This is a genomic window from Pseudothermotoga hypogea DSM 11164 = NBRC 106472 (assembly GCF_000816145.1).
In the GTDB taxonomy this organism is placed as follows: domain Bacteria; phylum Thermotogota; class Thermotogae; order Thermotogales; family DSM-5069; genus Pseudothermotoga_A; species Pseudothermotoga_A hypogea.
Genome location: NZ_CP007141.1, coordinates 1 through 24099 on the forward strand (window position 1 = coordinate 1; position 24099 = coordinate 24099).

Consider the following 24099-nt stretch of genomic DNA (forward strand, 5'->3'; position numbering starts at 1 on the left):
GTGGTGGCCTTCGTGGGCTTGCTGGAGAAAAAAGTGAGCAGTGAGGTGGAACTCAAGATCGATTTCTGGCGAACACTCGATCAGGTGAGCGCACAGGTTGCGGCGAAAAACGTTGATCTGATCGTTCTACCCGTTTCCATAGGTGCTTCTCTCTACAGCAAGGGGATCGATCTGAAACTCGCTGGTGTGATCCTTTGGAAGGCTTTTTACGTCGTGACGAAAGATTTCGATCTGACGGACCTGAAGACTTTGTCGGGCCAAGAGATTTACACGCCCCAGGGCAAAGGGCAAACCGGTGATGTGTTGATTAGATACTCACTCGAACAGGTTGGGCTGAAACCCGATATCGACGTGAAAATCAGGTACGCCACACCTCCTGAGATAGTATCACTGATGAGTGCCGGGAAAGTTAGGGTCGCCGTGCTTCCCGAACCATTCGTGACGCTCGCACTGAAACAGGCACAGTCGCGCATCGAATACGACTTGCAAGAGCTGTGGTCGAACTACACGCAACTGCCTGCGCGGGTTCCAATAACAGGTCTGTTCGTCACAAAAAACCTGGACGAGGCCACCTTGTACAAAGCTATGACCGCAATAGAGAATTCTCTGAGGTATGCGATGGAGAACAGGCATGAAGCTGCGGCTCTTTCCGTTCCATATCTCGGTGGCATGCCGGCACAAATAATCGAAGAATCTCTCACTCGAACGCTGTACGAGTACAAACGTGCGAACGAGGTGGCGTCCGAGGTGATTCAGTATCTGAAGATCACACAGCAGGTCGATCCGAGTGCGATGCCTTCGATACCAGATGAAAAATTCTTCGCGTTTTGAATTTTCCGTCCTTGGGGTACTGCTACTCTTTGTCGTCTGGTTCGTTGTGTCGAAACTTGTTTCGTCCGATCTGGTCTTTCCTGGACCTGAAAAAGTTTTGCTACATTCGTACCGGCTGCTGGTCGAAGGCAAACTGCTCGAACCGGTTGGCTTAACTTTTCTCAGGGCTTTTTTTGGTATGGGCCTGGCACTGCTCGTGGGTACGATCCTTGGATTCCTAATGGGTCTTTCTGAGCGGATCTATCTCTTACTTCAACCGTTGAACATGGCCATCAGGTCCGTTCCGATCGTCTCGTGGCTTTCGACCGTCATACTCGCCTGGGGCATAGGATGGCGTGGCGTGGTTTTCATAGTTTTCGTCTCACTTTTGCCGATCGTAACGTTCAACGTTTGCGAAGGCGTTCGCGTTGTGGACAAGAAACTCGTCGAGATGGCGAAGGTTTACTCATTACCCAAGTGGAAGATCTTCAGGGCGATCTACATGGGTTCCGTCTGGCCGTTTCTACTGTCATCCTTGAAGTTGAGCATAGGCAGCATGTGGAAAGTGGCGATCGTTGCGGAGTATCTCATAGGCGAAACGGGCCTTGGGGTACAGATCATGCAGGCCAAGTTCTATGTGAACACGACAGAGGTTTTTTCCTACACGGTTGTGGCTGTTGCGTTCGGACTCATCCTGGAAGCGTTATTTTCATTCCTTTGGGAGCGAGGTAGCTTTGAAGTGCATTCTTGAGCTCAAAGGAATTTTTAAAAACTACGGAAAGTTACCTGTACTCGGTGGGATAGATCTCAAACTGTTCGAGTCCGATGCGGTGGCGATCGTTGGGCCGTCAGGCTGTGGAAAAACAACTTTGCTCAGGGTCATAGCCAATCTGGAAAAGCCAGACTCCGGGCTGATCAACAGATTCTATAACCGATTGGGTTTCGTTTTTCAGGAAGACAGACTGATACCCTGGTACAACGTGCGTAAAAATCTTGAGCTCGTTTGTGACGATGAAAGAAAGATACAGCGAACGCTTCAACGGGTAGGGCTTGCTGGCTTCGAACACTACAAACCCGGCCAGCTCAGTGGAGGCATGAAGCAGAGGTTGAATTTTGCACGCGCTTTGATCGTCGAACCGGAGCTACTTTTGCTGGATGAACCTTTCAGGAGTTTGGACACACCGACGAAGATTAGGCTCATCAACGATCTCTCCGTCTTGCTTGAAAACATGAATATCGGCTATGTCCTGGTGACACACGACATGAGAGAAGCTTTGAGCCTGGCGAAGCGCATTTACATCATGCGAGGCCGACCGGCAAAGTTCGTACATCACATCGAACTTAGAAATAAGATGGACTTTTTCGATCCTTCATTTCTGCAACTTGAGAAAACGATCCTGTCACATATGGAAGATGCGGAGGCTTTCCAATGATGAACGTACTCAGGGGCTTTTTGATAGGTCTTGCGAACCTGGTTCCCGGCGTGAGCGGCGCAACGATGGCCGTCATAGTTGGCGTCTACGAACGGCTGATCGATGCCGTGGCAAACTTCGTGAAGTTGAGATTCAAGAGAGAGCAGATCGCTTTCATCGTTGCACTTGGCATCGGTATTCTTGCTGCAATATTGGTCGGCTCTGCTGGTATGAAACATCTGCTCGAAAGATCTCCGGCCGTCGCTTACGCTATTTTCTTTGGTCTTGTTTTGGGTTCGATTCCAAAATTGCGCAGGGAGATCTCAGATTTAAAACTGTTCCACTTCGCAGTTGGTGCGTCCCTGATGCTTATTTTCGAACTTCTGGTTCACACTGTGCAGCTTTCAGGAACGTACGTTTTGTTGACTGGCATCATCGCTGCGTGTGCGATGATCCTTCCGGGTCTCAGTGGTTCCCTTGTGCTCCTGATACTCGGTGTCTACGATGATATCCTTGATGCCTTGGTGAATCTAAAACTCGCAATCGTCCTTCCTTTTGGAATTGGAGTGATCCTCGGTATAGCGTTGATGGCACCGCAACGTTGCGACGCGATCATCGTTCTGGGTGGGGGCGTTCTCAAAGGACCAGAAGGTTACGAGCTCCGCCCCCACACCTTCAAGAGGCTTATCGAGGGGGTTGAGCTCGCAAAAACTTACAACGCTTTCTTGATAGTCTCCGGTGGAACGCTACCTGGTTCATCTCAGCAACCCGAGGCCACGATAATGGCACAACTGGCGCAGAGATTCGAAGTACCGAACGAAAAGGTATTGGTCGATGCCGAGAGCAAAAACACCTACGAGAACGCCAAGAACGTAGCCAAGATCGTGAAGGAGTTGAACTTGAAAGAATTGGTTCTGGTCACATCCGCGGTGCACATGAAGAGAGCGAAGATGAGCTTTGAGAAGTTCAAAGTTCGAGTCCATCCTTACCCGGTGGATTACTTGTGCGATTATGGTCCAGTGAGCTGGATCGACTTCGTTCCAACAAAAGAGTCGCTCGAAGCGAACATGCTTGCTCTTCACGAGATCGTGGGTTTACTGTGGTACCGGCTCAAAACGCGTTGAAGTTCACCTCACTTTCGCTCCGAATTTCGAGGCGAGCTTAAACAGATCCTCATAGGTCGAGCTTGTAACGTTTGTAAAAGACCTCAGCGTCTTTTGTGGCCTAAAGCGTTGCAAATACCATGTGCTGTCTCCAACAAGTTCTTTGATTTCCGCGATGTCTCGTTCGTCCAGCAGTCCAGGAACGTACGTGGTTCTGATTTCGTGTGGGACTGAATACTGTTTCAAGAGTCTCAAAGTCTCGAGGACGCTTTTGAACATCTCTTTCGCAGATTCTTCGCTCAGACCCGTAACTGTGTGGAACTTCTCCATCCCTGATTTGATATCGAGCGCAACGTAATCCAGAAGTCCGGCCGAAAGGAGATCCTCCATCATTCTCGGGTTGCTCCCGTTCGTGTCGAGTTTCACAAGGTGATCGCTCTTTTTCAGCTTGCGAATGAACGCTGGAAGGTCTTCGTGCACCGTGGGTTCTCCACCCGTTATCACCACGCGATTGGTGATTTTCCTCTTGCGTATTTCTTCAAATATTTCTTCTTCCTCTGCTATGCTCACCTTCGCCAGTACCAGTTCGGGATTGTGGCAGTACGGACAACAAAAATTGCACCCGACAGTGAAGAGGACGACTGAGACCGATTTTGGATAGTCCAGAAGACTCGTCAAGACAGTTCTTGCGAATTTCAAATTCTCACAGGCCTCCTCAAGCTGAATTCTTCTCTCTTTCCTTTGTTCCAGCTTTTTACCGGTCTGTAGTAGCCAACCACTCGAGAATAGACCTCGGCAGGTTTACCACACCGTGGACATGTTCGCACTTCTCCGCGCAGATACCCGTGGTCTGGACAAACGCTGAAAGTCGGTGTCAAAGTCAAGTAGGGTAGTGTGTAGCGATTGAAGACAGACTTCAGAAGTTCTGGAACCGTTTCGGCCTCGATCGCCTCACCGAGGTAGATGTGTAGCACTGTGCCGCCAGTGTAGAGAGACTGGAGCGCATCTTGATGTTCGAGCACGTAAGACAGATCGTAGTCGCCATCCACGGGAAGCTGTGTGGAATTGGTGTAGAAAGGTTCGTTGATCCCGCTCGTGTAGATATCCGGGAAACTCCTTTTGTCTATCCTTGCGAACCTGTAACTAACGCCCTCGGCGGGTGTAGCCTCAAGATTGTACAAATTGTCTGTCTCTCTTTGAAACTGCAACAGTTTTTCCCTCATGAACTGCAGAACTTTTATCGCAAATTGTCTGCCTTCCTCACAATCTATTCCGACACCCAGAGAGTTCACACAAGCTTCGTGCATGCCTACCAGACCTATCGTCGAAAAATGGTTCGACCAGTAACTGTTCGTCAGCATGTGAACGTCAGAAAGGTAGAATTTTGAATACGGATACAGCCCCTGCTCCGTGAGTTCTTCTAAGACAGCCCTTTTGATCTCCAGGCTCTGTTTCGCGAGTTCCATGAGCTCAGAGAGCCTTTCGAAGAACTCGTCTTCGTCGGATGAAAGATAGGCGATTCTCGGAATGTTTATCGTGACCACACCGATACTTCCAGTCAAGGGGTTGGCACCGAACAGGCCTCCACCTTTTCTGACGAGTTCATCCTTCTGAGTTGAAAACCGTGACAACCTTGCCTTGACCGATACGTTATCCAATCGCAGCCTGCAGCACATGCTTCTGACATCGGAAGGATCCATGTCGCTGTTGACGAAGTTCGAAAAGTACGGTACCCCATACTTCGCAGTCAGTTCCCACAGGAGTTTGAATTGCTCAAGGTCCCAGGGAAAGTCTTTCGTGATGGCGTAAGTGGGTATAGGGAAAGTGAAAATCCTGCCCTGCGCGTCTCCTTCCAGCATCACTTCCCAAAATGCTCTGTTGAGCATGTCCATTTCGTTCTGAAACTCTCCATAGGTGTGCGTTTGACGTTGCCCTCCAACGATCACCTTTTCTTTGCGCATGTGCCACGGGACAACCAAATCGAAGCTCAAATTGGTGAATGGTGTTTGGAAGCCTGTTCGCGTTGGAACGTTCAGATTGAAGATGAACTCTTGGATCGCTTGTTTGACCTCGCTGTAGCTCAGACCATCGTAAGCGATGAAAGGGGCAAGCAGTGTGTCGAAGTTCGAAAAGGCTATCGCTCCCGCCGCTTCTCCCTGCAATGTGAACATGAAGTTGACCACTTGACCAAGGGCGCTTCTGAAGTGCTTGGCTGGCTTACTGGATATCTTACCTTCCACACCGGTGAAGCCTTTCACGAGCAGATCTTCCAAGTTCCAACCAACACAGTAAACGGATAAGGATCCAAGATCGTGTATGTGCAGATCACCGTTCATGTGTGCACGACTGACCTCTTCAGGATAAATCTCCTCGAGCCAGTATCTCGCCACGATGGAAGAATAAACATAATGGTTCATCCCCTGGAGTGAATAGGACATGTTAGAATTCTCATAAACCCGCCAGTCGTTTTTCTTCAAATAGTCGCCCACTAAATCGACCGATCGAAGCATGATCACACCTCCCACGAAACCTTTCCAGTAGATTTTACACTATATGTAGTGGTATGGTCAATAAAGACGCTACATATTGTATATCGTTCACAAACATGACACCTCTTGGCTCTATCAAGGATAAGCCAAACTCAATCTATGATTCAAAATCTACTGGCACGATTGGTTGCTCTGAAGCATTCAACTGGTAAAATCACTCTGGGAGAGTGAGAGAGTGAAGCTGGAAAACCTTTTACCGAAAGATGTCGTCGAAAAGCTCAAAGAGCGCACGAAATGTACCGGTCCTTACATCCAGGAGCTCTCCGACAAGATGAAGGAGACAGTCGAACTGGTTGGTAGGATCTATAGCAAAAAGTTGCAGGAGTCTAAGGATGGTAAGAAGTTCCTCCTCATGACTCTCATGGACAGGACCGGTAGCATACGCGCTGTCGATTGGTACAACGCTGAAGAGAACGATGCGAAGCTCGCCGAGGGAGACGTTGTCCTTGCAAGGGGACGTGTGGTGTTCTTCGAAGGTCATCTTCAGTTGAATGTGGACAGGGAAAAAGACGCTTTGGTGTTGCTCACCGAGGAACAGTACGATTACGAGAGGTTCGTTGAGGTAACCAAGAGAGGCATCGACACGTTGTACGAGAAGCTCGTGAGATTCATAAGCGAAATTCAGGATAGAGAGATCAGAGCATTGCTCGAAGCTCTGTTCGTGGAGGATAGAGAGTTCGTATCTTGCTTCGTGCAGGCCCCTGCTGGCGTGAGCGTCCACCACGCGTACGTCGGAGGTCTGCTCGAACACACGGTCGATGTCGCCACCATGTGCAAGAGGATGAGCAACGTCTACGATTTCCTGGACAAAGATGTGCTCGTTGCGGGTGCCATGCTACACGACATAGGTAAGGTGAGGGAATACAGAATAACCAAGAAAGGTCTGGAAGTGACGACCGAAGGAGAATTGAAGGGACACATTGCGTTGGGTGTGGAGATACTTCATCAGGTGGCGAGCAAGGTCAACATAGCTAAGACGAAACTTTTACAGCTGGAACACATAGTCCTCTCTCACCACGGTGAGTACGAGTTTGGTTCGCCGGTGTTACCCAAGACGGCTGAAGCTTACGTTGTTCACGCTCTGGAGAACATGGATTCCAAGTTGTCCAGGTTCAGGAGCATAAACGAGAAACAAAAGAACGGCGGTAAAATCTGGAGTGAGTTTGACAAGCATCTGGGAAGACGCATTTGGTTGGGAAGGTGGAAAGATGAAGATTAGGTTTGGAACGAGCGGTTGGAGGGCCATCATCAGCGACGAATTCACTTTCAAAAACGTGCGCATCGTCTCGCAGGCCATAGCGGACTACGTGAAAAAGACCAACGGCAAGAGATTGATAGTCGCGCGTGACACGCGTTTCATGACTGAGCGTTACGCACGCCTGGTTGCGGAAGTGCTGACAGCGAACGGTATAAAGGTGTTCATGCCTGAGAATCCCACACCGACACCTGTCGTTTCCTTCACGATACGTCATCACAGGCTCGATGGTGGAATAAACATCACCGCGTCGCACAACCCACCGGAGTACTGTGGTATAAAATTCAACCCGGCAGATGGTAGTCCTGCACCTCCCGAAGTCACTCAGCAGATAGAATCGATCATAGCATCCCTCGAAGAGAGCAAGGTTTCTACCATGTCCCTCGTTGAAGCGAACAGGAAGGATCTGCTCGAAATCTTCGATCCCAAACCCGACTATTTGAACGCTTTGGCGAAGATCATCGACTTTGATACCATAAAGAAGGCTAAACTGAAAGTCATCGTCGATCTCATGTACGGCACAGCCATAGGATACTTAGACGAATTGTGTTCCAAGCTGGTCGCGGATATTGATGTTTTCCATAATTACAGGGACCCGTATTTTGGTGGAGACAGACCGGAACCAGATGAGGAGAGACTCGCACTGCTTGCGAACAGGGTGAAATCGAAAGGCTGGGACGTGGTGCTCGCCGTGGATGGCGATGCCGACAGGTTCGGTATAGTGGACGATGAGGGTAGATACGTCAAGGCCAACGAGGTCATAGCTTTGCTGGCGCACCATCTCTACAAGAACAAGAACATGAAAGGACCTGTGGCGAGGACCGTTGCGACTTCCCACGCTGTGGACGAGGTCGCTAAGGCGTTCGGGGAAAAGGTTGTGGAAACACCCGTTGGATTCAAATTCCTGGCTTCGGTTCTTTTGAACGATAAAGCCGTCATCGCTGGTGAAGAAAGCGGAGGACTCTCCATAGCGAACCACGTTCCAGAAAAGGATGGAATATTAGCTTGCCTTTTGATCTTGGAGATGATCGCTCGCGAGGGTAAACCTCTCTCACAGATCAGGAAGGAGTTCAGAGAACAGTATGGTAACTTTCTCAATTCCCGCGTGGATTTTGAACTGTCGAGCGACGAGGAAAAGAATAAGTTGTTCGAAAAGTTCGAAAATCTCGAGCAGTACTCCGAGGATTTGAAAGTAACCTCGAGCGACAGGGTGGACGGACTGAGGTACTTCTTCGACAAGCCGGGTAGCTGGCTGTTGGTGAGAGTTTCTGGAACAGAACCCGTGATAAGGGTGTACTTCGAAGCCAAGGACGAGCCCACCTACCAAAAGCTGAACATGCTCGTCAGAAAGATCAGCAGGTGAAACGATGGCGAAGAAGATAATAATCGTCGAATCACCCGCTAAGGCCAAGACCATCAAAGAGATTCTCAAGGGTGAGTACGAGGTCGTATCCTCGAAGGGACACGTACGCGATCTGCCCGAGAGAGAGTTCGGGGTGGATCTCAGAGATTTCGAGCCAGAGTTCAGGATAATAGAGGGCAAAGAAAAGATCGTCGAGGAAATCAAAGAAAAGGCTAAAGGCAAGGAAGTGTACCTCGCTTCAGACATGGACCGTGAGGGCGAGGCGATCGCATGGCACTTGGCGTTCATCCTCAACGTTTTGGACAAGAAGAATAGGATCGTGTTCAGCGAGATAACACCACAAACGATAAGATCGGCCGTTCAGTCTCCAAGGTTCATCGACATGAAGAAGGTGTACGCGCAGCACGCGCGTCGCATTCTCGATCGCATCGTCGGCTACAAAATCAGTCCGCTCCTGTGGAAACTTTTGAGAACCAGTTCGAGTGCGGGCAGGGTGCAATCTGCGGCCTTGAAACTCGTCTGTGAGCGTGAAGTGCAGCGTCACAGATTCGTTCCAAAGAAGTTTTGGAAGGTGCAAGGTTACATCGACTCCGTCAGGTTCTATCTGACCCACATCGACGGTAAGAGGATCGATATGCAACAGGTGGACGAAGCACTCGCAAGACAGATTCAGCAAGAGGTCAGGAAGTTAAAGCTCGTTCAAAAGAAGAGCAGGCTGGTGGAGAGAAAGCCACCGTTGCCTTTCATAACCAGCACACTTCAGCAAGAAGCTGCGAACAAATTCGGTTTTTCTGTGTCTCGAACGATGCAGCTTGCCCAGATGCTCTACGAAGGCGTCGAAACATCTGAAGGCCACAGAGCCTTCATAACGTACATGAGGACGGATTCGACGCGCGTCAGCGATTACGCGAGAGACCAAGCTGAAAAGTTCATCAAAGATCACTTCGGTGAACGTTACGTCGGTGAGTTCAGATCGGAACAAAAGAAACCCAACGTTCAGGACGCACACGAAGCCATAAGACCTGTGGATGTTGAAATGACGCCACAGAAGGCTCAAAAACTTCTTGACAAAGATCTCTACAAACTGTACAAACTGATCTGGGAGAGATTCATTGCCTCCCAGATGGCCGCGGCGCTGTACGAGGAAACGATCTACAGTTTTGAATCGGGCAGGTACGGTTTCGAAGCCAAGCTTGAGAGAAGGATCTTCGACGGGTTTGAAGCAGTCTTGAAAAAAGAGTTGGAACAGATCCAACCTTTGAACGGTGAGATCTTCAACGTAACCAAATGGGACATACAGCAGGACGCGACCAAACCGCCTGCAAGGTATACGGAATCATCCATGGTCAGAGCGCTCGAAGCCAGGGGTATCGGTAGGCCGAGCACATACGCAACTATCATCTCGACCTTGCTCGAACGAAAGTACGTCGTGAAAAGATCCAAAGAGCTCGTACCCACAGTCCTCGGTTTCGTCGTCAATCACTACATGGAGCAAAGATTTCCGAAGATAGTGGATCTCGATTTTACCGCAAGAATGGAGGAGGCACTCGATGCGATAGAGAGGGGCGAGAAGGATCACAAGCAGGTGCTCAGCGAATTCTATAAGGAGTTCTCAACTCAGTTGACGAAAGCCGAAAAGGAATGGCTGTCCATAGACGTCGGAACGAACGTGGACTGTGAGTGCGGCGAAAAGTTCACCCTGAAAATTGGACGTTTCGGACTGTATCTGTCGTGTGCGTCGTGCGGGAAAACATCTTCTGTGGATTTGAGCAGCCCTGCCGTGATGGACGAAGGTGTGCTGTACTTTACAGAACAAGAAGAGACGAAGACCTACGTTTGTCCAAGCTGTGGAGAACCACTCAAACGATACAACGGCAGATACGGCGCCTACTACCACTGCCAGAAGTGTGGAAGAAATTACAGAGACTTTGCAAGAGGTACTTGCCCGAAGTGTGGTTCCGCCGTGGAGAAAAAGCTCAGCAAGAACAGGAAATACTTCTTCAAATGTACGAGCGATGCGTGCGATTACATAAGCTGGTTTGAACCATCCAACGAGTCGTGCCCGGAGTGTGGTGAAAAGTTACACTATCGAAGGTTTCGCTCTTCGGAAAAGCTGTACTGTGAAAGGTGCAAAAAGAGCTTTGAAAAGCCGAAGGAGGAGACGAATGGTTGAAGATAGCAGTCTTGATGGGTGGTGTGTCTCGAGAACGGGAGATCTCGTTGAGAAGCGGTGAAAACGTTGTCAAAGCTCTGAAGAAGCTCGGCCATGAGGTTGTCCCAATAGATGTGAAGGAAGACTTTTTTCTCGTTTTGCCTTCACTCAAACAATTCGATCTTGTCTTCATCGCACTTCATGGGAAGTTCGGCGAAGATGGGACCGTTCAGGCCCTGCTGGATTGGATCGGTGTGCCGTACACGGGCTCTGGCGTACTCGCGAGCGCCCTGTGCTTCGACAAGTTAATGACCTACAGGATCGTCGAGAAGTTCGTTCCGGTTCCTGAGTACACCGTCATCGACAAACCCACAAGAGAGTCTCCGTTCGGTTTTCCTTGCGTTTTGAAACCACGCAGAGAAGGTTCCAGCATAGGTGTGCACATCTGCGACAATGCTGAAGAGCTCGAACATTATTCGCAAATAGAGTTGAGCCTTTACGGAGAGCTGGTCTTGCAACGTTACGTTCGGGGCAGGGAACTCACGGCATCACTGATCGAGATGGACGGAGAATTGAGAATCCTACCCATACTCGAACTCAGGCCGAGGCGTAGGTTCTATGACTACATCGCCAAGTACACACCGAACATGACGGAGTTCGTTCTACCCGCTCCACTCACCGAGGAAGAGTACAGAGCGGTCTGTGAATCTTGCTTGAAGGCTTTCAAAGCGTGCGAGTGCAAGGGCTTTGCGAGGATCGATGGGATTCTGAAGGATGGGATTTTTTATTTTCTGGAGATCAACACCATACCCGGTATGACAGATCTGAGCGACATGCCAGCCTCGGCGCGTGCCGCGGGAATGAGCTTTGAAGATTTGATAGATGCGATAGTGAAGACGGTGAGAAGATGAGGGCGACCATAGATCTTTCGAGCCTTTCGTTGTGGCTCAAGTTCTGCAACAAGCTGATCGGTTCGTCCGAATTCAGCTTCGGAAACGTCTATTTTTCCTACAGTGGAGGCCTCGTCGTGCGCGCGACGGATGGTTGCCTTCACGGTTGGATGAAGACCGGAGAGTGTGAACCCTTCGATGGGGAGATCTCTATACCTTTGAGGTTGTTGAAGGGTTTTTTGGTGGGAGAGAGTAGCGAATTTCTGAACTTAACGCTGACGGAAAATGAGATCGCTTTGAGTTCGGGAAACGAAACTCTTCGAATGAAGTTGATGGGAAAAAGGGAGAAACAGGTTCCAGTCGAACACGAGCCCGTGGCGAAATCCGACCTGCTAAACTTCAATCGCGCTTTGAATTTCGTCACATCACCACTTGAAGAAGGTGATTTCGCTCTGTTTGGTTCTTTTCAAAAAGATTTGCTGATGTTCGCCTCAACGCGTTCCATCATCTGTCTGACCAGGCTGCAGGGTGAATTGATGAAGCCGTTCACTTTTTCTTTTCCTTACATGAGTGCACGACACATCGTCAAAGCATTTGAGGTTTACGCTAAGAATGTGCAGTTGACTTTCGGATTAGGTGAAGCGCTGTTGATACGCTCGAACGACTTTACTCTGCAATTGTGTGGGGAGCATGCCGCGTTTGATCCCCGAGTCGGAGATTTTCTTCAAAGAAAGGAAACTTACGTCGTTCCGAAAAACTTTCGAAGGTTTGTATCCAAGGCCGCATGGCTCATGCCGAGGGAGAGTACGGTCAGAATCGAGTGCGTCAAGAACAGCATGAGGTTCTTCGGTGCTTACGGCGGGGTGTCGTACAAGGCGATCCTTCCTTTCGATTGTCCGCTGAAGTTCGAATTCGAGATTTCCCCGCACAGGTTGAGGTCCGCACTCGCGCGCATGAGTGACAAGCTCATGATCAGCATCGGTGACGGTTTCGTCAAGACACCTTCGCTCACAATCTTTTCACCACCACAGTCCTAGGACCAGGCTGCAGGGTGAATTGATGAAGCCGTTCACTTTTTCTTTTCCTTACATGAGTGCACGACACATCGTCAAAGCATTTGAGGTTTACGCTAAGAATGTGCAGTTGACTTTCGGATTAGGTGAAGCGCTGTTGATACGCTCGAACGACTTTACTCTGCAATTGTGTGGGGAGCATGCCGCGTTTGATCCCCGAGTCGGAGATTTTCTTCAAAGAAAGGAAACTTACGTCGTTCCGAAAAACTTTCGAAGGTTTGTATCCAAGGCCGCATGGCTCATGCCGAGGGAGAGTACGGTCAGAATCGAGTGCGTCAAGAACAGCATGAGGTTCTTCGGTGCTTACGGCGGGGTGTCGTACAAGGCGATCCTTCCTTTCGATTGTCCGCTGAAGTTCGAATTCGAGATTTCCCCGCACAGGTTGAGGTCCGCACTCGCGCGCATGAGTGACAAGCTCATGATCAGCATCGGTGACGGTTTCGTCAAGATGGAAGACAGCGCGGGTAGGACTGTGGTGGTGAAAAGATTGTGAGCGAAGGTGTATGGAAACGTGCGTGGAAGGCGTTCGGCGTCTTTTTAAAGATCTCTTCCCTGACGCTCGGTGGTGGCTATGCGATGGTGCCCGTCATGCAATGGGAGGCTGAAAAACTTGGATGGATGAAAAGAGACGAGTTTCTCAACCTGTTGTCTGTGGCACAAAGCATCCCGGGTCCGATCGCGTTCAACACAGCTATAATCGTTGGAAAAAGGGTGGCGGGCGTTCCTGGCGCCATACTGTCAGGTGTTGCAATCGCTTTACCGCCGTTCGTCGCGATCGTCGCCGTTGCCAGTTTGCTCAAACCTTTCCTGAACAATGCGTACGTGAGAGCGTTCTTACTCGGTGTTTACGCCGCGGTCGTGGCCTTAGTCTTCAACGTGCTTTTGGGTTTGATCAAAAAACAGAGTTGGACGATACTGAAATTGATGGTGATCGGGGTTGGAGTGGTGCTTCTTTTGATCAATCGAAACACGTTGTACGTGGTTTTCGCGGCGACTATCTGGCTGCTCTACATGTGGGGAAAGTGAGACGATGAACTTGATCAAACTTGCTCTGATCTTCTTGAAGCTTGGCTTTCTTTCCTTCGGTGGAGGATGGGCCGTGGTTGGAATCCTGCAAAAAGAACTCATCTCGGCGGGATTTTTTTCCCCAGCGGAGTTCACCGAGATGGTCTCCGTGGCTCAAATGACACCGGGACCGATCGCTTTGAATCTGGCGACGTACGTTGGATACAAATATTTCGGCTTCTTGGGTGCCTTCCTGAACACGTTTTTCTTTCTGTTGGCCCCGGCACTCACGATGATCTTGGTCTACTCCTTGGGCAAGAGGATCAAATTGAATTCCAACAAGTTGTCACAGGCTCTCATGGGGTTCACAACTGTCATGGTGCTCGTCACGCTGATCTCACTTGCGAGTCCAAGGCTCACCGATCCGTGGTTTTTCCTGATCGCCACGCTCGTTTTCTTTGGTTTGAACAAATTCAAGATACATCCACTCGTACTGATGTTCGCGGCGGGTTTCATTGGAGTACTCCTATACGCAATTTGATGAATCGATTCGAACGTTCTGTATCTTTCTGCGCCGCGCTGCCTCGCATATTTGTCTCACACGTTGTACGAGCTTCGGATCCTCGCTCGAGAGATCTTCTTTCTTTTCCATTTTCATGAGTATCCTGTCCAGGTCTGCGTAGCTCAAACCGAGAACGAATTCGTCCGTGATACCAGGTATGAGATCAGGTGTGGGAGCCCTTTCGAGGATCTCTGAAGGTATCCTGAGCCATCTTGCAAGTTCAAGCACCTGTGTCTTATATAGGTGTGATATTGGTTCAAAGTCTGCGGCATTGTCACCCCATTTGACGTACAGGCCCGTCATCAACTCGGTTTTGTTCACGCATCCTGCTACCGCGTAATTTCTCTTCTCTGCCTCGAAGTAGAGAAGGCACATTCTCACTCTGTGTTTGATCCTGTAGTACGCGAGACCTTTTCTGAAGGTTTCATTGCCTCTGTTCAGAAGATCATCGATGTAAGGATCTTTCGATAAACTCTGCCACTTGCCTTTCACATAGCTTTCTTGAACCTTTCTTGGAAACAACCAAGCGGGAGGGAAAAGTCTGTAGACTCTCAACTTTCTCAAAGCTGAAGTGATGGAAATGACTTCGTGTTCGATCCCAAGTTCTCGACACAGTTTCAAAGCGAGCCTCGTACTCTCCTTCGCAGAATCGCGATCGGGAAGGATCAACCCCAACACTCGTTCTTTACCGAGCGCTCTCGTGCATAAACTCACCACCAGGGCGGAATCCACTCCACCGCTGACACCCACAACGACACCCTCGAACCCGTTGTTTCGAACAAAGCTCTGAATGAAGCTCTCTATCTCTTCAATTGCTTTCGTCACTTCGAATGACATCCCTCAAAACCTCCAATTTCCAGTCTACGTTACGCTTTCTTCCAGTTGCGAGTTTTGCGAGCCCATCTGCCCTCTCGTTGCACGGATCTTTCGAATGTGCTTTGATCTTTTCAAATTCGATGCGAAGGTTCTTTCTCTTTGCAAAGTCCACGAATTCTCTGTAGATCTCCGTGAGAAAAGTCTTCGTTCGATACTCACCACTGATCCATTTATCAAGGTTCTCAAAATCGTGCCTTATGACAAGACGTTTTGTACCCCTCTGCAGTGCATAATTTACAGCGAAGAGCACTGCCAGGATTTCTCCCGCAACGTTTCTCATCTTCGCAAGGTCTGGTTCATCGGTCCAGAAATAGAACTCGCGCAAACCTTCTTGATCGCAAACAACGATTCCCGAACCACAGACACCATCTCTGTAGCTTCCATCAACGCAGACGAGGATCGTATCTTTCATAAAATCAGGGCAGCGCCACGTTTCTCCTCTCAGATAAGCGAGCGCATCGGCTTTTGACGCGAACGAGCGATATTCTGCGTTGGGGAAACCTTCCACTTGTTCTCTTGCCCGCTGCCAGTCTTCGTATATCCCCGGACACCTACCACGCTTGACGGCGTAATATTTACCCACGTAGCTCACCTTCGCGCTGACGATCTGTACGAAAGCCTGAAAGACAGATAAACAGTAACAGAAACAATCAAAAGAACGAGCGCAAACCCCACAAGATTCATGCTCTGTTTCGTGAACGGTTCGAGTTTAATGATCGACGCAACAACCAGTCCAAAAGTGAAGCTGCGGGTCTGGTTTGGAAACTTTTCAACGAGCCAGTTCATCAGAAGTGCCATCAACGCTATACCGAGGATCACTCCAATTCCAAAAGGAAGGACGATTGCGAGTTTTAGATTCACCAAGGCATCAAGGATATCATCGTAGACACCGAGTATCAGGAGCACAAGGGAACCACTGAGACCCGGAAGGATCATCGCACACGCAGCGATGATGCCAGTCAACAAAACGTACGTTCCTGAAAGCTGCACAGTGTGAACCAGAAGTTCGAAAATAAGCATCAGGGACGCACCAACTGCGAAGTGGAACAGTTTTAAATCTGAGATCTCCCTGCGCAATTTTGGAATCGAACCCAAAACAAGACCAAAGAAAATAGCGTAAGCGACGGCCGGAGATCTTTCGAGCAGATGTTTCATACCAGCAGAGCCGACCAATATTGCAGCAAGAATACCGATGCCAAGTGCAACGATGAAAGCGATCTGCTCTCTCTTGAATCTCAACTTCACGAAGTTTGCCACGGCATCGATCAGCCGTTCGTAGACGCCAACTATGACGGCCATCGTTGCGCCGCTCACGCCGGGAACCAGGTTCGCAAGACCTATCAAAAAGCCCCTGAGTACGTTCATCATTGGAAAGCCTCCGCATCTTCCATATGTGACAGGATCGTTTTCTCAAGTTGCAGAAATGAAGGATCGAAAAAGTCCATCTTATTTCTAAGTTCGATGTGATGTACGAACTTTGCCGGTCGGCCTCGCATGATGTAAATGCGCTTCGCCAGGCTCAAAGCTTCTCTCATGTCGTGTGTCACCAGGACATAGCCGATATTCATGTTTTCAAGCAAGACGGAGAGATCGTTGATGAGCCTAATCTTCGTCGGTGTGTCCAAACTCCTGAAAGGTTCATCCAGCAAAAGTAGCTCCGGTTCGACGATCAAAGCGCGTGCAAAATTCAACCTCTGCTTCATGCCTCCACTGAGCTGGCCGGGTTTGTAGTGTTCGAAGCCAGCAAGCCCTACCCGTTGAAGCGTTCGCTGTATCTTTCTTTCATCGTCACAAACGAGCTCAAGATTTTTACGCACGTTGTACCAGGGTATCAGTCTGTCTTCCTGAAAAACGAAACCCAATCGGTTATAGAATCTGTTGATCAGCCCGGAGTCTGGCTTTTCCAGATTGGCTATGACCCTGAGCAAAGTTGTTTTTCCACAGCCTGACGGCCCAACGATCGCCACCGCATCGGACTCGAACAGTTTGAGATCTATCCCACCGAGTACAGGTAACTTTCCGTAGTTTTTAAAAATTCCTTTGAGCTCAAGAATGCACTTCAAAGCTACCTCGCTCCCAAAGGAATGAAAATAACGCTTCCAGGATGAGTCCGAACGCAACAGCCACAACCGTGTAGGAAAAAACCTCTGTCGTGTTCACATAGAACTTGGCCTGCATGATCTGTACCCCAAGGCCCGTTTCGCCTATGAGATACTCCGCAACGATCGCCACTTTCCACATGCTGCCTATGCTCAACTTCAAGGATGACAGTAGAAACGGCCAGACGGAACCCATGTAGATCGCCCTGAAGATCTTCCACTTGGGTAATGAGTAAACCTTCGCCATCTCGACGAGTTTCTTGTCCACAACGCGAACGCCTTCGCAAACGTTGAACGTTACGATCGGCAAAAGTGAGACGAAAACTATGAAAACCACGCCACGCCATCCTATGCCCCAGGCGAGTATGACGGTCGAAAGCCACGAGACGATCGGAACGGACCTGATGGCCATGTTCAACGGTTGAAGTAAGAGATAGATCCGCTCAGAAAGACCCATTAGGAATCCAAGGATCGTACCCACGAGCAGTGCCAGGCCCATACCAAAAAAAGCCCTGAGAAAAGTTAAGCCAACCGGTTCGAGCAGTTTGCCTTCGACCAGCAGCCGGTACGAATGTAGCAAAACTTTTTCAGGTCCAGGAAAGACCAGATCGGACGAAACAAGTTTCGACACAACGAACCAGACGACAAAGAGTAGCAGTACCCCAAGGACGGAAAATTCAAAACGCGAAGAATTTTTCATCTGGTATCGAAGGCATCGCACTCGGATCGACCTGCTGTGTGATCTTCAGATACTGAATCACCTCGGACGCCACCTCGTTCGCACGTTTGTACTCGTACAGCGTTCGAGTGAGAGATTCTTCGATTATTTGTGCCGGCATGCCACCGAGATATGGAACGGAAAGAGCCGCAGCTTCATGCCTGTTCTCCATCGCATACCTCAGAGAATTCTCTATTGCGGTCATAGCTTTGTACAAGGTGGCCTCGTCCAGGTTTTTTGTGACGAACAGACCTGTTATTGGAACCCGCGCAGGCAGTTGCGTGTAGTTCGACCACAGCTCTTGCAAGTCGTATTCGATGCGCGACTGTGCCTGTTTCAGTGCGAGCGTCACGAATGGTTCGGGAAGCACGGCGACCCTAACTTTCCCGGCACTCATCAGTGATACTATCTCAGGAGGTGTGGCGTACCTGATTTTCACGTCGATATCGGGTTTCAGCCCAACCTGTTCGAGTGAGTATCTAATCAACACATCACCGGTTTGCCCTTTGCCCTGGGGCGTGTAAATCTCTTGGCCCGACAAAGTCTTCAGGTCCGTCAGATCGAAATCTTTCGTCACGACGTAAAAAGCCTTCCAAAGGATCACACCAGCGAGTTTCAGATCGATCCCCTTGCTGTAGAGAGAAGCACCTATGGAAACGGGTAGAACGATCAGATCAACGTTTTTCGCCGCAACCTGTGCGCTCACCTGATCGAGTGTTCGCCAGAAATCGATCTTGAGTTCCACCTCACTGCTCACTTTTTTCTCCAGCAAGCCCACGAAGGCCACCACGGTTGGACCAACGGGTATGAGAACGTTGATCGCAAAGCTGAAACTGATAGCGAGCAAAAACAGCAGCATGAACAATTTTCTCATGTTTCCACCTTCCTTAAAAAGAGGCGAGGAACAAGCCTCGCCTCTTCACTCGTTCATTGGATTCACACTTTAGCAACCTGCGCAACTTTCTTCTTCGATCTGTCCATGTAGGTTGTGTGGAGCAATTCGTGCGAGACGTGGCTGAGCGGATGCTCGAGGAACTCCTCATAGAGCTTCTTTATCGATGGGTTCTCGTGGGATTTTCTGAGCACGCTTCTCTCGTCGATGGTGTAGATGGCTTCCATACGTTTGACCAGAACGTCTTTGTCCAAGCTCTTGGGCTGGCCTCCTCCACCGATGCAACCACCTGGGCAGGCCATGATCTCGACGAAATCGTAGTAGACCTCACCTTTCGTTATTTTGTCGAGCAACCTTCTGACATTCACACCGCCGTGTGCAACTGCGACCTTGAGTTGTTTTCCATCGAAATCTATCGTGGCTTCCTTTATGCCATCGAGGCCACGCACGTTCGTGAACTCTATCTTCGGTAGTGGCTTGCCGAGTCCAAGCTCGTACGCGGTCCTCAGAGCCGCCTCCATCACACCACCCGTGACACCGAATATGGCCGCCGCACCGGTGGATTCACCGAGTGGATCGTCGTAGTTCTCTTCTGGCAAGGAGGCATAAGGAATCTTTCTCATCTTTATCAATCTACCGAGCTCGCGTGTTGTCAGAACGACGTCCACTGCAGGTACGCCGTTGACCATGTGCTGGGGCCTGGTGATGTCGTCTTTCTTGGCGGTGCATGGCATTATGGAAACGACGAAGATTTTTTCGGGAGGAACGTTTATTTTCTTCGCAAAATAGGACTTCAACAAAGCACCGAGCATCTGGTGAGGAGATTTCGCACTCGAAAGGTTTTTCAAGAACTGTGGGTACAGCTTCTCCGCCAGATTGATCCACGCCGGACAGCAGGAGGTGAACATCGGGAATGGGCCACCTTTTTTCACTCTCTCCAAGAATTCCGATCCTTCTTCCATGATGGTCAGGTCCGCTGCGAAGTTCGTGTCGAACACGTAGTCGAACCCGAGTCGTCTCAGCGCGGCAACCATCTTTCCGGTAGAGATGCTGCCCACTTCCATGCCGAATTCTTCACCCAGCGCCACACGCGTCGCGGGGGCAGTTTGTACGATGAGCACCTTGTCGTGTTTTTCGATCTCTTCGAGAACTCTCCTTATGTTCATGTTCTCTGTGATCGCTCCTACAGGACAGAAGGCGGCGCACTGTCCACAACTTATACAATCTGTCTCGTAGAGTGGCATTTCGAAAGCTGTTTGTGGCAAAGTCTCGTAACCTCTATCGACCATGGAGTAGATGTCCATGCCTTGAAGCTCCGAACAGGCCCTCACGCATCTGCCACAGACGACACATTTTTCCAAATCCCTCACGACAGCTGGTGAACTGATGTCTGGCGTGATGGTTCTGACCTCGCTGGGGAAAATATCCTGAACGTCGTACAGGTAGATCAAGTCCTGAAATTCGCATCTTCCATTCACATCACAGGTCATGCAATCTTTCGGATGGCGGGACAACAACAGAGCGAGGTTGAACTTTACCGCGTTCGTGACGCGTGAGCTGTTCGTTCTGATCTTCATCCCGTCTTGAACCTTCGTCACACAAGCTGGCTGAAGATTCTTCGCACCTTCAACCTCGATCACACAGACTCGACAGGCGCCCGTCGGTTCGAGTCGCGGATGGTTGCACAGCGTTGGGACGTACACACCAGCTTGATTGCACGCCTCAAGAACCGTTACACCAGCCGGCACCTCGTACGATTTTCCATTGATCTCGACTGTCACACCGGCCACCTTTAACCCTCCCCTTCAACGGTGTTGACTCGCTCCATGTTAATTATATCACAAACGATTCAAGCAGTCACCTTCTTCAAATGTTCTTTGGCGAGTTCAACGTAAGATGCAAACGCGCTGGGATCGTTGACGGCCAGTTCGGACAACATCTTTCTGTTGATGCTCACATTTGCGAGCCTGAGACCGTGGATCAGTTCGCTGTATTTCAGACCATACTTTCTTGCGGCGATGTTTATCCTCGTGATCCAGATCTTTCTGAAATCTCTCTTCTTTATCTTCCGGCCGGCGAACGAATACCATTTGGCCCTGATGTAGTGCTGCTTTGCGAGCTTGTATCTCCTGCTGATCGCGCCTCTGAAACCCTTGACAGCCTTCAGAATCTTCTTTCTTTTCTTTCTCGCGTGCAAAGATCTTTTGACCCTCATGGTTTACCTCCTTTCTCAGACTCCGAGAAGTCGTTTGATTCTCTTCGCATCGCCTTTGTCCAGAACGTCCTTCTTCCTCAGTTCGCGCAGAGCAGATCTTCTTCTCTTCCCAGTGGTGTGTCTGGTTCTTGCGTGGTTGAAAAGGATTTTACCGTTCTTGGTCACTCGAAACCTTTTTGCGGCCGTTTTGCTCGTCTTCATCTTGTTCTTGGCCATAACCTCAAACCTCCCTCACTCTTCCTTCGGCTTGATCTGCATCCACATATCCTTTCCTTCAAGTTTCGGTTCGACCTCGACCACACCTATGTCACTGACATCCTGAGCGATCCTTTTGAGTATCTCTTCTCCCTTCTCCGAGAAGGTGATCTCCCTACCTCTGAACATGACAGTCACCTTGACCTTGTTGCCTTCTTCAAGAAAACGCCTGATGTGTCTGACCTTCGTCTGATAATCGTGCTCGTCGATCTTGACCCTGAATTTCATCTGTTTGATCTCTTGAACCTTCTGCTTTTTCTTCGCTTCTTTCTGCTTCTTGGCAAGCTGATACATGTACTTGCCGAAATCCATGATCTTCGCAACCGGTGGATCACTGTTCGGTGAGACCAAAACCAAGTCCAGCCCTTCTCTTCTTGCAAGCTCTATGGCTTTGTACGTGGGCATTACACCCATTTGCTTGCCGTCTTGCCCCACCACCCTGACCTTGGGAAACCTTATTTGCTCGTTCTTCAGAAAGATTTGCTCTTTCTCGATGTTCTCTACCTCCTTATGAAAAAAGGCGGGCAAAGCCCGCCTCCCTGATTAATTTCAGGAATCCTCTCGACCCCTTCGACTGAGTCTCGGGGTGGGAAGCAAGGCTTCCACTTTCACTCTGGTGGGCCGTGCAGGATTCGAACCTGCGACCCCCTGATTAAGAGTCAGGTGCTCTACCTGCTGAGCTAACGGCCCACACCATGGTGCCCCTGGGAGGAATCGAACCTCCATTTGCGGATTAGGAATCCGCCGTTCTATCCATTGAACTACAGGGGCTTGCACCTTTAAATATCCTACCATGCACTCCGACAAAAATCAAGAGGTTCAACTTCAGTCTTCAAGGCTCCGTTCTTCCCATCAAACCGGACAGGATGAAGGACTCGATCGACTTCAAAACAGAACCAGATGTGGTGGACGCCGCGAGAGCTTCCGTTATTAATTTTGCTGCGGTTTGTGAGTCTATTTCCGGGTTGACCAGTTCGTTCTTCTTTCCCTCCTCTATGAGTTGTGCCACTCTGTTCAAAAAGTCGTCGTAACGTCTCTTGAGCCTCTTCCAAACGTCCCCTTGTCCAGATTCATCCAGAACGCTCGCGCGTTCCTTCTCTATCACCTTTGACAGGACCTTTCTGCTCGTGACGAAGTCTATGTAGGCTCTCAGGAACCTCTTGATTTTCCTGACATAGTAATTCTCGTTTTCAACTTCTTTGAAAATGTGATTCTCGAGTTCTTCCAACGCCCTGTTCCAAACTTCTTCGAAGAGCACCTCTTTACTCGGGAAATAGTAGTAGATGAGAGGTTTTCGCACTCCGGCACGCTGTGCGATTTCCTCCATGCTGACACCGTCGAAGCCTCTTTCAGAAAAGGCGGCCTTCGCCGCCTCCAAGATCCTTTCCCTGGCGCTGGACAATTCATCCACTCCCCGTTTTCATTTCAGGGTTTTATCGACAGCGAGCGCCTCTTCTCTGTTCATGTAACGCCTCATTCTGGTTTCGTAGTTGTAGATGCCCCTGTTCACGGGATATCGATTCACATACCCATGTTCGTACCAAAGTTTGTCCGCATAGACTTTCCATTCCTCAGCAAGTTTGTCTATCTCAGGTGCGAGGTCTTCAACGACACGCTCCGAGCCGTCGTGTTGTGGAATCGCGTTGAAGTGCTTGACCATCGCCCTGTACACTTTCGGATTGTCTATGATCGGACATGGTCTGAACAGGTTGTTGGAGTACGGAACCATGCGCTTGTAAGATTCGAAGAAAGGAGATTTGAGAATCTCCAGCAGAGATTTTTCCCTTATGCTGTCCACGGCGTACTGTTGGAATACGCACGGTTCGACATAACCTTTTGCGTTCACGTGGAAGTACTTCGCACCAGCTGCAAGACAACCGTGGGTCAGAAAACCATGGTTCCAGAAGTCCGCAACAAAGGCAAACTTACCTCCGAGTCTTACTTGGTCGGTCTTGAAGAACCTCTCGTACCTCTGTTGAGGTGTCGGAACCAAGTCCATCGATGCGTTCATGCCAACAGGCATGTACTGAAAGACCCAAGCGTAGACTACCTGCTGCTCTTCGAGGAACTGCCAGAATTCGTCCTTCATGAGCGTGTCGTGGTTCATCCTCGTCGCAGTTATCGATGCTCCAAACGGTACACCATATTTTCTCAATCTATCCCACGCTTCAAGCACGCTCTTGAACACACCCCTGCCTCTCCTCCAGTCCGTGTCCAGCTCGAAACCTTCCACAGATATCGCCGGAGTTGCGTTCCCAAGTTCGGACAGTCTCTTCGCAACCTCTTCCGTTATCAAGGTCCCGTTCGTGTAGATCAAGAAATAGTTGTCGTTGAACTCTTCCAGTATCTCCATCAGGTGTGGCCAGTAGAACGGCTCGCCTCCCGTGATGACCCAGAAATAGAGCCCAAGTTCATTCCCTTCACGAATGACTTTGCTGACCTCTTCCTTCGTGAGTTCGTACTTTCTTCCGTAGAGTCCCGCATAGCAACCAACGCAGTTCAGATTACACGCGTACGTGGGACTTATCACACCGAGTTTTGGCAGAACGACTTTGTGCTCGTGCATCTTCTGCTGTCTTATTGGCTCACCAAGAGCGAACTCGTTGATGATCAGGTTGTTTATGATCTTCTCAACGCACTTGGGACTGGAACGCCTGAACACCTTCACCCAGCTTGTGATCATCGGATGTTTGTCCTTGGCCATGAGCGCCAGCTTCTTCAACCCACTCTTTGATGGTTCCTTCGTCAAGGCACTGAGCGTCGAAAACAGTTTGTACAAACCTTCCTCGTCCGTGTTACGAAGCACAGAAGCAACAAGTTTTCCAGCTTGGTGGTATATGAAACCTTTCACTCCTCCAACGACTGGCATG

General features: G+C 49.7%; 26 protein-coding genes and 2 tRNA genes. 12 read left to right on the forward strand and 16 right to left on the reverse strand.

Features of this window, described 5'->3' with window-relative positions; translation table 11 throughout:
* The first annotated feature begins 12 nt into the window (after nucleotides 1-12).
* The 4 genes from AJ81_RS10920 to AJ81_RS00015 are packed head-to-tail and all read left to right on the forward strand — an operon-like array spanning nucleotide 13 to nucleotide 3346.
* Entirely contained in the window at nucleotides 13-831 is an 819-nt protein-coding gene (locus AJ81_RS10920) for an ABC transporter substrate-binding protein (RefSeq protein WP_179943916.1), read from the forward strand.
* A complete protein-coding gene (locus AJ81_RS00005; RefSeq protein ID WP_231845423.1) occupies nucleotides 788-1561 on the forward strand; it encodes an ABC transporter permease in 774 nt (257 codons plus the stop codon). Before AJ81_RS10920 ends, AJ81_RS00005 begins: the two co-directional genes overlap by 44 nt.
* Nucleotides 1545-2243 carry an ABC transporter ATP-binding protein gene (locus tag AJ81_RS00010; protein ID WP_031502928.1) on the forward strand — a complete coding sequence of 233 codons (699 nt, stop codon included), beginning with the start codon at nucleotides 1545-1547 and terminating at the stop codon, nucleotides 2241-2243. Before AJ81_RS00005 ends, AJ81_RS00010 begins: the two co-directional genes overlap by 17 nt.
* Nucleotides 2243-3346, forward strand: a complete 1104-nt coding sequence (locus tag AJ81_RS00015) for an undecaprenyl phosphate translocase family protein (protein WP_218915835.1) — start codon at nucleotides 2243-2245, stop codon at nucleotides 3344-3346. Before AJ81_RS00010 ends, AJ81_RS00015 begins: the two co-directional genes overlap by 1 nt.
* Nucleotides 3347-3349: 3 nt before the next feature.
* On the opposite strand, the gene AJ81_RS00020 is transcribed toward AJ81_RS00015, so the two are convergent.
* Together AJ81_RS00020 and AJ81_RS00025 are read right to left on the reverse strand one after the other, a co-directional pair.
* Nucleotides 3350-4024, reverse strand: a complete 675-nt coding sequence (locus AJ81_RS00020) for an anaerobic ribonucleoside-triphosphate reductase activating protein (protein WP_031502906.1) — start codon at nucleotides 4022-4024, stop codon at nucleotides 3350-3352.
* A complete protein-coding gene (locus AJ81_RS00025) occupies nucleotides 4021-5835 on the reverse strand; it encodes a ribonucleoside triphosphate reductase (protein ID WP_051368902.1) in 1815 nt (604 codons plus the stop codon). The genes AJ81_RS00020 and AJ81_RS00025 overlap by 4 nt, the downstream gene beginning before the upstream one ends.
* 214 nt (nucleotides 5836-6049) lie before the next feature.
* Here AJ81_RS00025 and AJ81_RS00030 point away from each other — a divergent pair, with 214 nt between their 5' ends.
* Genes AJ81_RS00030 through AJ81_RS00065 form a run of 8 tightly spaced genes read left to right on the forward strand, consistent with a single transcriptional unit; the run spans nucleotide 6050 to nucleotide 14153 of the window.
* Complete coding sequence (locus AJ81_RS00030) at nucleotides 6050-7093, forward strand: 3'-5' exoribonuclease YhaM family protein (RefSeq protein WP_031502909.1); 1044 nt, start codon at nucleotides 6050-6052, stop codon at nucleotides 7091-7093.
* On the forward strand, nucleotides 7083-8492 hold the full coding sequence (locus AJ81_RS00035; RefSeq protein ID WP_031502911.1) for a phosphoglucomutase/phosphomannomutase family protein: 1410 nt from the start codon (nucleotides 7083-7085) through the stop codon (nucleotides 8490-8492). The genes AJ81_RS00030 and AJ81_RS00035 overlap by 11 nt, the downstream gene beginning before the upstream one ends.
* A gap of 4 nt (nucleotides 8493-8496) precedes the next feature.
* Nucleotides 8497-10665 (forward strand): type I DNA topoisomerase, encoded by a 2169-nt coding sequence (gene topA / locus AJ81_RS00040; RefSeq protein WP_031502913.1) that lies wholly within the window; start codon nucleotides 8497-8499, stop codon nucleotides 10663-10665.
* On the forward strand, nucleotides 10662-11555 hold the full coding sequence (locus AJ81_RS00045; protein ID WP_031502915.1) for a D-alanine--D-alanine ligase: 894 nt from the start codon (nucleotides 10662-10664) through the stop codon (nucleotides 11553-11555). Before topA ends, AJ81_RS00045 begins: the two co-directional genes overlap by 4 nt.
* The gene (locus tag AJ81_RS00050) at nucleotides 11552-12571 is read left to right on the forward strand and encodes a hypothetical protein (protein ID WP_064462306.1); all 1020 of its coding nucleotides are present in this window, start codon (nucleotides 11552-11554) and stop codon (nucleotides 12569-12571) included. The genes AJ81_RS00045 and AJ81_RS00050 overlap by 4 nt, the downstream gene beginning before the upstream one ends.
* A 22-nt stretch (nucleotides 12572-12593) precedes the next feature.
* Nucleotides 12594-13100 carry a hypothetical protein gene (locus AJ81_RS00055; protein ID WP_064462308.1) on the forward strand — a complete coding sequence of 169 codons (507 nt, stop codon included), beginning with the start codon at nucleotides 12594-12596 and terminating at the stop codon, nucleotides 13098-13100.
* Entirely contained in the window at nucleotides 13097-13633 is a 537-nt protein-coding gene (locus AJ81_RS00060) for a chromate transporter (RefSeq protein WP_051368900.1), read from the forward strand. The genes AJ81_RS00055 and AJ81_RS00060 overlap by 4 nt, the downstream gene beginning before the upstream one ends.
* A 4-nt stretch (nucleotides 13634-13637) precedes the next feature.
* On the forward strand, nucleotides 13638-14153 hold the full coding sequence (locus tag AJ81_RS00065; RefSeq protein WP_231845424.1) for a chromate transporter: 516 nt from the start codon (nucleotides 13638-13640) through the stop codon (nucleotides 14151-14153).
* On the opposite strand, the gene nadE is transcribed toward AJ81_RS00065, so the two are convergent.
* The 14 genes from nadE to AJ81_RS00135 form a co-directional block, all read right to left on the reverse strand.
* Nucleotides 14139-15011, reverse strand: a complete 873-nt coding sequence (gene nadE, locus AJ81_RS00070; protein WP_038059561.1) for an NAD(+) synthase — start codon at nucleotides 15009-15011, stop codon at nucleotides 14139-14141. The genes AJ81_RS00065 and nadE overlap by 15 nt on opposite strands.
* Nucleotides 14983-15633 (reverse strand): ribonuclease H1 domain-containing protein, encoded by a 651-nt coding sequence (locus AJ81_RS00075; protein WP_031502925.1) that lies wholly within the window; start codon nucleotides 15631-15633, stop codon nucleotides 14983-14985. The genes nadE and AJ81_RS00075 overlap by 29 nt, the downstream gene beginning before the upstream one ends.
* Before the next feature lie 5 nt (nucleotides 15634-15638).
* Nucleotides 15639-16415 (reverse strand): DUF368 domain-containing protein, encoded by a 777-nt coding sequence (locus AJ81_RS00080; RefSeq protein WP_161687857.1) that lies wholly within the window; start codon nucleotides 16413-16415, stop codon nucleotides 15639-15641.
* Nucleotides 16415-17113: an ABC transporter ATP-binding protein gene (locus AJ81_RS00085; protein ID WP_031502928.1), complete on the reverse strand. Its 699-nt coding sequence runs from the start codon at nucleotides 17111-17113 to the stop codon at nucleotides 16415-16417. The genes AJ81_RS00080 and AJ81_RS00085 overlap by 1 nt, the downstream gene beginning before the upstream one ends.
* The gene (locus AJ81_RS00090; protein WP_231845423.1) at nucleotides 17097-17870 is read right to left on the reverse strand and encodes an ABC transporter permease; all 774 of its coding nucleotides are present in this window, start codon (nucleotides 17868-17870) and stop codon (nucleotides 17097-17099) included. Before AJ81_RS00090 ends, AJ81_RS00085 begins: the two co-directional genes overlap by 17 nt.
* Nucleotides 17827-18741 carry an ABC transporter substrate-binding protein gene (locus AJ81_RS00095; RefSeq protein WP_031502932.1) on the reverse strand — a complete coding sequence of 305 codons (915 nt, stop codon included), beginning with the start codon at nucleotides 18739-18741 and terminating at the stop codon, nucleotides 17827-17829. The genes AJ81_RS00090 and AJ81_RS00095 overlap by 44 nt, the downstream gene beginning before the upstream one ends.
* 62 nt (nucleotides 18742-18803) lie before the next feature.
* Nucleotides 18804-20549 carry an NADH-dependent [FeFe] hydrogenase, group A6 gene (locus tag AJ81_RS00100; RefSeq protein ID WP_031502934.1) on the reverse strand — a complete coding sequence of 582 codons (1746 nt, stop codon included), beginning with the start codon at nucleotides 20547-20549 and terminating at the stop codon, nucleotides 18804-18806.
* A 59-nt stretch (nucleotides 20550-20608) separates the two neighbouring features.
* Nucleotides 20609-20974 carry a 50S ribosomal protein L20 gene (rplT, locus tag AJ81_RS00105; RefSeq protein WP_031502936.1) on the reverse strand — a complete coding sequence of 122 codons (366 nt, stop codon included), beginning with the start codon at nucleotides 20972-20974 and terminating at the stop codon, nucleotides 20609-20611.
* 15 nt (nucleotides 20975-20989) lie between these two features.
* Nucleotides 20990-21190, reverse strand: a complete 201-nt coding sequence (rpmI, locus tag AJ81_RS00110) for a 50S ribosomal protein L35 (protein WP_031502937.1) — start codon at nucleotides 21188-21190, stop codon at nucleotides 20990-20992.
* Between the two features lie 15 nt (nucleotides 21191-21205).
* On the reverse strand, nucleotides 21206-21757 hold the full coding sequence (gene infC / locus AJ81_RS00115; protein ID WP_081708904.1) for a translation initiation factor IF-3: 552 nt from the start codon (nucleotides 21755-21757) through the stop codon (nucleotides 21206-21208).
* An 86-nt stretch (nucleotides 21758-21843) separates the two neighbouring features.
* Nucleotides 21844-21919 (reverse strand) — tRNA-Lys (locus tag AJ81_RS00120).
* Between the two features lie 6 nt (nucleotides 21920-21925).
* Nucleotides 21926-22000, reverse strand: a tRNA-Arg gene (locus AJ81_RS00125).
* 61 nt (nucleotides 22001-22061) lie between these two features.
* Entirely contained in the window at nucleotides 22062-22631 is a 570-nt protein-coding gene (locus AJ81_RS00130) for a TetR/AcrR family transcriptional regulator (protein ID WP_031502940.1), read from the reverse strand.
* An 18-nt stretch (nucleotides 22632-22649) separates the two neighbouring features.
* A complete protein-coding gene (locus AJ81_RS00135; RefSeq protein WP_031502942.1) occupies nucleotides 22650-24098 on the reverse strand; it encodes a radical SAM protein in 1449 nt (482 codons plus the stop codon).
* Nucleotide 24099 lies beyond the last annotated feature (1 nt).

What these genes read in the sequence shown, in the direction of transcription:
- topA (WP_031502913.1), top strand. Translation starts at nt 8,497, where the DNA reads ATGGCGAAGAAGATAATAATCGTCGAATCACCCGCTAAGGCCAAGACC.
- AJ81_RS00135 (WP_031502942.1), bottom strand. Translation starts at nt 24,098, where the DNA reads ATGCCAGTCGTTGGAGGAGTGAAAGGTTTCATATACCACCAAGCTGGA.
- AJ81_RS00065 (WP_231845424.1), top strand. Translation starts at nt 13,638, where the DNA reads ATGAACTTGATCAAACTTGCTCTGATCTTCTTGAAGCTTGGCTTTCTT.
- AJ81_RS00035 (WP_031502911.1), top strand. Translation starts at nt 7,083, where the DNA reads ATGAAGATTAGGTTTGGAACGAGCGGTTGGAGGGCCATCATCAGCGAC.
- AJ81_RS00095 (WP_031502932.1), bottom strand. Translation starts at nt 18,741, where the DNA reads ATGAGAAAATTGTTCATGCTGCTGTTTTTGCTCGCTATCAGTTTCAGC.
- rpmI (WP_031502937.1), bottom strand. Translation starts at nt 21,190, where the DNA reads ATGGCCAAGAACAAGATGAAGACGAGCAAAACGGCCGCAAAAAGGTTT.
- nadE (WP_038059561.1), bottom strand. Translation starts at nt 15,011, where the DNA reads ATGTCATTCGAAGTGACGAAAGCAATTGAAGAGATAGAGAGCTTCATT.
- AJ81_RS00080 (WP_161687857.1), bottom strand. Translation starts at nt 16,415, where the DNA reads ATGAACGTACTCAGGGGCTTTTTGATAGGTCTTGCGAACCTGGTTCCC.
- AJ81_RS00050 (WP_064462306.1), top strand. Translation starts at nt 11,552, where the DNA reads ATGAGGGCGACCATAGATCTTTCGAGCCTTTCGTTGTGGCTCAAGTTC.
- rplT (WP_031502936.1), bottom strand. Translation starts at nt 20,974, where the DNA reads ATGAGGGTCAAAAGATCTTTGCACGCGAGAAAGAAAAGAAAGAAGATT.
- AJ81_RS00055 (WP_064462308.1), top strand. Translation starts at nt 12,594, where the DNA reads ATGAAGCCGTTCACTTTTTCTTTTCCTTACATGAGTGCACGACACATC.
- AJ81_RS00015 (WP_218915835.1), top strand. Translation starts at nt 2,243, where the DNA reads ATGAACGTACTCAGGGGCTTTTTGATAGGTCTTGCGAACCTGGTTCCC.
- AJ81_RS00025 (WP_051368902.1), bottom strand. Translation starts at nt 5,835, where the DNA reads ATGCTTCGATCGGTCGATTTAGTGGGCGACTATTTGAAGAAAAACGAC.